At 45.7% G+C, this 7,195-nt stretch carries 6 protein-coding genes and 1 pseudogene; all 7 read right to left on the reverse strand.

Annotated elements, in window-relative coordinates:
* Positions 1-138, reverse strand: a pseudogene (locus AC1DLM_RS33980) (ribosome maturation factor RimM); the annotation flags it as partial.
* An 82-nt stretch (positions 139-220) separates the two neighbouring features.
* Positions 221-451, reverse strand: a complete 231-nt coding sequence (locus AC1DLM_RS33985) for a KH domain-containing protein (protein ID WP_477572449.1) — start codon at positions 449-451, stop codon at positions 221-223.
* 152 nt (positions 452-603) lie between these two features.
* Complete coding sequence (gene rpsP / locus AC1DLM_RS33990; protein ID WP_028558245.1) at positions 604-876, reverse strand: 30S ribosomal protein S16; 273 nt, start codon at positions 874-876, stop codon at positions 604-606.
* 37 nt (positions 877-913) lie between these two features.
* Positions 914-2,272 carry a signal recognition particle protein gene (gene ffh, locus AC1DLM_RS33995; protein WP_441990544.1) on the reverse strand — a complete coding sequence of 453 codons (1,359 nt, stop codon included), beginning with the start codon at positions 2,270-2,272 and terminating at the stop codon, positions 914-916.
* 30 nt (positions 2,273-2,302) lie between these two features.
* On the reverse strand, positions 2,303-2,653 hold the full coding sequence (locus AC1DLM_RS34000; RefSeq protein WP_477572450.1) for a putative DNA-binding protein: 351 nt from the start codon (positions 2,651-2,653) through the stop codon (positions 2,303-2,305).
* Between the two features lie 81 nt (positions 2,654-2,734).
* Positions 2,735-3,724 carry a signal recognition particle-docking protein FtsY gene (ftsY, locus tag AC1DLM_RS34005; protein ID WP_441990546.1) on the reverse strand — a complete coding sequence of 330 codons (990 nt, stop codon included), beginning with the start codon at positions 3,722-3,724 and terminating at the stop codon, positions 2,735-2,737.
* Between the two features lie 33 nt (positions 3,725-3,757).
* The coding region (gene smc, locus AC1DLM_RS34010) for a chromosome segregation protein SMC (RefSeq protein WP_477572451.1) at positions 3,758-7,195 on the reverse strand (3,438 nt) is incomplete at its 5' end.

Here is a 7,195-nt window from a genome sequence, read left to right on the forward strand (position 1 = left end):
ATTTTGAGAGTCTACAATGATCAATGAATTTCCCACATCGAACCGTTCTGGAAAGTCTGTTTCAGGCACGATTTTTAGTTCTCCACGAATCCCGTGGCTATTTACGACTTTACCAACTGTCACTAATTTCTCCGTCATATGCGCTTGCCCAACCTCCACATTAAATTACCTTCTTTTCATATGCGAAAAAAGGCTAGGAATTGAATCCTAACCTCATTTCTTATGAAACGATTTCAACGGMTACCCGCTTCGTTTCTTTCACAKCTGCCGACGTGACAACCGTACGGAGCGATTTCGCAATCTTGCCTTGCTTGCCAATCACTTTACCGACATCGTCGGGATGAACAGAAAGCCTGTACTCGATCTTGTCCTCTTTCTCCACCACAGCGACACGTACCTCTTCCGGATGATCGACAAGAGCCTTAGCAATAACGGTGATAAGATCCTTCATGAACCCACCCTCCGAAAGATAACAGATATGCTGCCGCATGCTGCGGCACCATCAGTTGATGAACTGTCGAAGAAGACCCTCAAATTGGTTGCACCAATTTCGAGGCTTCCATAACAATGTCCTTGGTTAGGACATCGTTATTTCAGGACAGATTACTTCTGTAATTTCAGCTCGTGAAACTTAGTCATCAAACCTGCTTTTGAGAACAGGCTGCGAACTGTATCGGACGGTTGAGCGCCAGTTTGAAGCCATTTAAGCGCTTTTTCCTCATCAAGAACCACAGCTGCTGGTTCAGCAATTGGATTATAAGTACCGATTTCTTCGATAAAACGACCATCACGCGGGGAACGGGAATCCGAAACCACGACACGGTAGAAAGGAGCTTTATGAGCGCCTACACGTTTAAGACGAATACGTACTGCCATTGAAAAATCACCTCCTACTTAGAATAAACACCATTATTTAAAAGGGAAATTTGAATCCCTTGCCTAACTTCTTCATGCCTTTGGCACCTTTCGGCCCCATCATGCCCGAGAATTGCTTCATCATCTTACGCATATCATCGAATTGCTTGATGAAACGATTGACTTCCTGCACCGTATTCCCGCTCCCTGCTGCAATCCGCTTACGGCGATTTGCATTCAACAGCTCAGGCTTACGCTTTTCTTCGGTTGTCATGGACTTCACAATAGCTTCAACACGAGCCATCTGTTTCTCGTCAACCTTCATATCTTTCATGCCTTTTATCTTGTTCGCACCAGGCAGCATGTCAAGAATTTGGTCAAGTGGCCCCATTTTCTTCACTTGTTCCATCTGCTCAATGAAGTCCTCGAAGGTGAATTCGGCGTTGCGCATTTTGCGCTCCATYTCTTTCGCTTTATCCATATCGATACCAGCTTGCGCCTTCTCAATTAAGGAGAGCATATCGCCCATACCGAGAATTCTTGATGCCATACGGTCAGGATAAAATGGCTCTAAAGCATCCATTTTCTCGCCGCTGGCTACGAACTTGATCGAACATCCTGTTACCGCTTTGACGGATAACGCAGCACCACCGCGCGTATCTCCATCTAGCTTGGTTAACACAACACCGGATAATTCAAGCTGTTGATGGAAGCTTTCTGCAACGTTGACAGCATCTTGCCCTGTCATTGCATCGACAACTAGCAAAATCTCATCTGGGCTCGTAGCTTCACGTACATTCTTGAGCTCGTCCATGAGGTTTTCATCAATGTGCAAGCGACCTGCTGTATCGATAATCACATAGTCATTACCGTTATCCTTCGCATGTTGTAGTCCCGCTTTGGCAATCTCAACAGGGTTCACTTTATCACCTAATGAGAAAACCGGAACTTTCAGTTGTTCACCCAGCACTTCCAACTGCTTAATCGCCGCGGGACGATAAATGTCACACGCAACAAGAAGCGGTCTGTGATTCTGTTTCAACAACATTTTAGCCAATTTACCTGAGGTCGTTGTTTTACCAGCCCCTTGCAAACCAGCCATCATAATAACCGTCGGCGGTCGATTCGAACGCGCTAGCTTACTTTGTGTCCCACCCATAAGGGCTGTAAGCTCTTTGTTCACGATATCGATAACCACCATGCCAGGCGTGAAAGATTTCAGAACTTCTTGTCCGATCGCTTGCTCTTTCACCTTCGCAATAAAGTCTTTCACAACTTTAAAGTTAACGTCCGCTTCAAGCAGTGCCAATCGTACCTCGCGAAGCGCTTCGCCTACATCTTCTTCCGTCAGCTTACCTTTGCTTCTCAGCTTGCCGAACACATTCTGCAATCGGTTTGCTAATCCTTCAAATGCCATGCGCTTCACCTCCTGCTTCTAACTAAGGTTTCAATCCATCCCTACTATTGTATCAAAAAGCTCTGTCACTTTCCTCTTTAGCTCAGGATCACAATCCTTCAATCCAGTAACTAAATCTTGACGCAGCTTCATACGTTGTTCGTGTTTATGTAACAGCTTTAACTTACTCTCATATTCCTGCAGTGTCAATTCCGCACGTTTGATATGCTCATAGACCGCTTGGCGGCTGATCGTGAAGTTCTCAGCAATCTCCCCGAGGGAGTAATCATCATKGAAGTACAGTTCAAGAAATGTTCGCTGTTTATCGGTCAACAATGCTTCATAGAAATCAAACAGCAGGTTAATGCGATTCGTTTTCTCCAACATGGGATCGACAGTCATATTCTACCTCCGTAAAGGTTGCACACTTGACACCAGCACAACAGAACCTATCATACTGAATTCCAAGATGATTGTCAAGCATTATACCTTGTCAGTATTTTCACCTATCCATTTACCAAAAAGCGCATGCACAAACTGCTCGGAATCGAACGCTTGGAGATCATCCATTTTCTCACCCAGGCCAACAAATTTAACCGGTAGAGAGAGTTCTTGACGGATAGCCACAACGATTCCGCCTTTCGCCGTTCCATCTAATTTGGACAAAACCAAACCCGTCAATCCTGTTTTATCACCGAATAGCTTAGCTTGGCTAAGTGCATTTTGACCAGTCGTTGCATCCAGAACTAGAATAACTTCATGGGGTGCATCAGGAACTTCGCGTTGGATCACACGATAAATCTTGTTAAGCTCCTCCATCAAATTCACTTTGTTCTGCAAACGCCCCGCCGTATCGCACAAAAGAATGTCTACATCGCGTGTTTTGGCAGCCTGTACAGCATCATACATAACCGCGGCAGGATCTGCGCCAGATTGTTGCTTAATGACATCAACACCAACGCGCTCGCCCCAAGTTTCAAGCTGCTCAATGGCGCCAGCACGGAATGTATCACCAGCGGCCATCAACACTTTCTTCCCTTGCGATTTGAACATGTGAGCCATTTTGCCAATTGTCGTCGTCTTACCTACACCATTAACGCCAACGAAAAGGATTACTGTTAAGCCATTAGGATTGATGTTAAGTCCAGCATCTGCATCCCCTTTTAGCAACTCAATCAGTTTTTCTGAAAGGATCGGTTGAAGTTCCGCTGGATCTTCAATTTTACGTTTTTTAACCTCAGCACGAAGCTCATCAATCAACTTCAGAACCGTATTCACGCCAACGTCTGCGCCAATTAGAATTTCTTCCAGTTCTTCATAGAAATCTTCATCAATCTTCTTACGTCGGCTAAATAAATCATCGACACGGTTCACGAATGCATCACGTGTTTTCGTTAAACCTTCCTTAAATTTATTGGTTACCGCCTCAGCCTTACCCGAAATACTTTCTTTCAATCGTTTAAAAAAACTCATAGTTCCTCCTATATTCCTATCGATAATTTCCCCTTAAGAGGCTGTCATTGTCGCTTCCTCATCCTCTAAACGGACGGAAACAAGCTTCGAAACGCCGCCTTCTTGCATGGTGACGCCATACAACACATCAGCTTCTTCCATCGTTCCTTTACGGTGTGTAACAACGATAAATTGCGTCATTTCCGAAAATTCTCTTAAATACTCGGCAAAACGAGATACGTTCGCCTCATCTAACGCGGCTTCTACCTCATCCAGTACGCAGAATGGCACTGGTTTCACACGAATAATGGAGAACAAGAGCGCAATCGCAGTCAAGGCACGTTCGCCACCAGATAGCAATTGTAGGTTTTGCAGCTTTTTGCCTGGCGGCTGAGCYACAATCTCAATGCCCGTGTCGAGCATATTCTCTGGTTCCGACAGAATCAAATCTGCACGACCACCGCCGAAAAGCTTCGCAAATACGACCCCAAAATGGGAGCGAATCGCATCGAACGTCGTTTTAAAGCGTTTCGACATCTCTAGATCCATTTCACGAATGACCTGGTACAAGGTTGTTTTGGCTTCGATTAAATCATCCTTCTGCGAACTCAAGAATTCGAAGCGTTCAGATACACGCGCGTATTCTTCAATCGCACCGAGGTTCACATCACCTAGTGAAGCTATTTCTCGTTTCAACTCGCGTACTTTACTCTGTGTACCCTGAATATCCTCAGGTACGGGATAACGCATTTTCGCCAGCTCATAGCTAAGTTCATATTCTTCCGCAAGCTTTTTGAGCAAGTTCTCAAGCTCCACATCAAGACGCGTCACGCGAACCTCGGTTTGATGGAGATTTTCTTCCACTTGCTTCAGCTGGATACGCTGTGTACGTGTCTCATTTTCGCCATGCTCAAGCTTCTGTAACCAGTCCATCCGCTCTGCACGCTTGAACTCGATACTTTCAGAACATTGCTGCTTCTTAAGCTTCAAATCATTTAACAGCTCAATTTGCAGGACAGTTTCTTGTTCAAGTGTTGCCATATCGCTTTCTAACTGAATTAACAGGCCGCGATTGACTTCAATCTCACGCTCCACATCACTTAGATCCTGTTGTAAGCGCCTTTGTTGATCTTGAAGGGATTGCTTTTCTTGTGAAGTCGATGCCACTTTCACTTTCAAATCCGTCAATTGGCTTTGCAGCTCTTCTTTTTCTGATTCACTTGCTTTACGTGAGCTCTCGGCATCACGAATCGCTTGTTGAAGAGAAGCTTCCTCTTCTTGAAGTTGTGCGAGGGTCGCTTCGCTTTCGACTTTTTTACGGCCAAAATCAGTTCGTTCACCCATTAGCGCGGTTCTGTCTTGGCTATCCAAGGTCAGCTGCTCTTCAACTGTACGGCTTTCAGATTCCAGCGGATTCAATTCCGCGCGAATTTGCTGCTCCGTAATGCGCTGCTGCTCACCCAGTTGTCGAAGCTGTTCTACCTTCAGCATTTCATCGGTAATTTCTCGCTTCAACGAGCTTGATTGACTGCGTAGACCACTAAGCTGCCCCTCAGATGTTGCGATCTCRGCATCCAATTCTTCGATTTGACGTTGACGTCCTAACAAATTCGTCGATTTCTTCTGTAAGCTTCCKCCCGTCATGGAACCACCAGGATTCACAACATCTCCTTCGAGTGTCACCACACGGTAGCGATACTGCGCTTTGGCAGCGATATGATTCGCGTCTTCCAGACTCTCAGCTACGACGACATTCCCTAATAAACTGGAGAATATATTCGTATACGTCGAATCGAAAGAAACGAGGTCAACCGCAATCCCAACAAAGCCCTTGGAGGATTTCAACGTCTGACTCTCATGATCAGATATCGAGCGTCCGCGAATGACATTCATCGGCAAGAAAGTAGCTCGTCCCATTTGACGACGCTTCAAGAAGGCAATAGCTTCACGACCATCTGCTTCTGTCTCCACGATAATATTTTGCAGGGCACCACCTAGTGCTGTTTCAATGGCAATTTCCACATTAGCAGGCACTTTGACAAGCTCAGCCACTGCACCGCGAATGCCGCGCAGATCTTTGCGCGTTTTCGCTTTAAGAACTTCCTTAACACCTTGTTGGAAGCCATCGTAGTCATTGGCCATTTCTTTCATGGTGTCGCGGCGGGAAATTAAGCTATCTATCTTTTGCTCCMATTTCCGCACCATTGTCTGGGCTTCATCCAGCAACCCTTGCTTACTCTTCAAGGCTTGGGTAAATTGGACATAGTCTTGCCTAGCTTTTTCTATGTCCCCTACTGTTTCTTGCAGTTTAGCTGATAGTTCCTGCTTGCGTCGTGTTATACTCACACGCTGGTCCGCCCACTTCTGACGTTCCTCATCAAGTCTCTCCAATCGGCGCCCAATGCTTTCAATTTGCTGCTCGGCGTAGCGAATTTCATTACGAGATTGTGCCATACGGTTGAGCGTTTCCAACAATTCACCCTTCAACTGATCTTCAGGCGATGAACTGATGCCTCCGCTTACACCTTGTAAGCGCTGCTCCTCCGCTGTAAGTTTGGCTTGGAAATCGAACAACTGCGCACCGATTTGGATGATTTTATCACGTTGTTCGCTCAAGTCAGCTTCTTTATCTAATTTACGCTGCTCCTGCATTGCGATTGTGGTGCTGAGCTGCTGATGATTCGTCACATAGTTCTTCTTCCGTTCTTTGAGAACCTCACCGTGACCCTCACATTTCTCAAACTCTTCGCTCAGACCTAGCAAACCCTCTTGCAGCTTTTCTAGTTCTTCTTCTAGTCTACGCGTTTCCCAACGATGCTTCTCCAAGTGCGCATCATGCTGGCTCACAATCGTTGAGAGCTCTGTTTGCTCTTTCGTTAGCTTTTCTAACAGCTGTGTAGCGTCATTCCAAGCGACATAGATCTGATCGATCTGATGGACATACATCGAGATCTCACTGCTCTTGAGCGTTTCTTTCAATTCTTTAAAACGAATCGCTTTCTCCGCCTGATCACGAAGTGGCTCAACTTGATCCTCGAGCTCTGAAACTAAATCATGAATCCGCAGCAAATTCTGCTCGGTATCGTTTAATTTCTTCTCCGCTTCGCGCTTACGTGATTTATATTTAACAATCCCCGAAGCTTCTTCAAAGATGCCTCGACGATCTTCGGATTTCGTACTCAAAATTTCTTCAATTCGCCCTTGTCCAATAATCGAATACGCTTCTTTCCCGATACCAGTGTCCATGAACAACTCCGTGATATCMTTCAAGCGACAAGGTTGTTTATTGATCAAATATTCGCTATCGCCATTGCGATGTACTCTACGCGTCACTGTCACTTCGTTAAAGTCGAGCGGAAGCGATTGCGAAGAATTATCCAGTGTGAGCGAGACTTCCCCATAATTCACTGCACGACGCGCATCACTGCCAGCGAAAATGACATCTTCCATTTTACCGCCACGCAACGATTTCGCACTCTGTTCTCCTAACAC

Source organism: Paenibacillus sp. 01T442 (assembly GCF_056398345.1).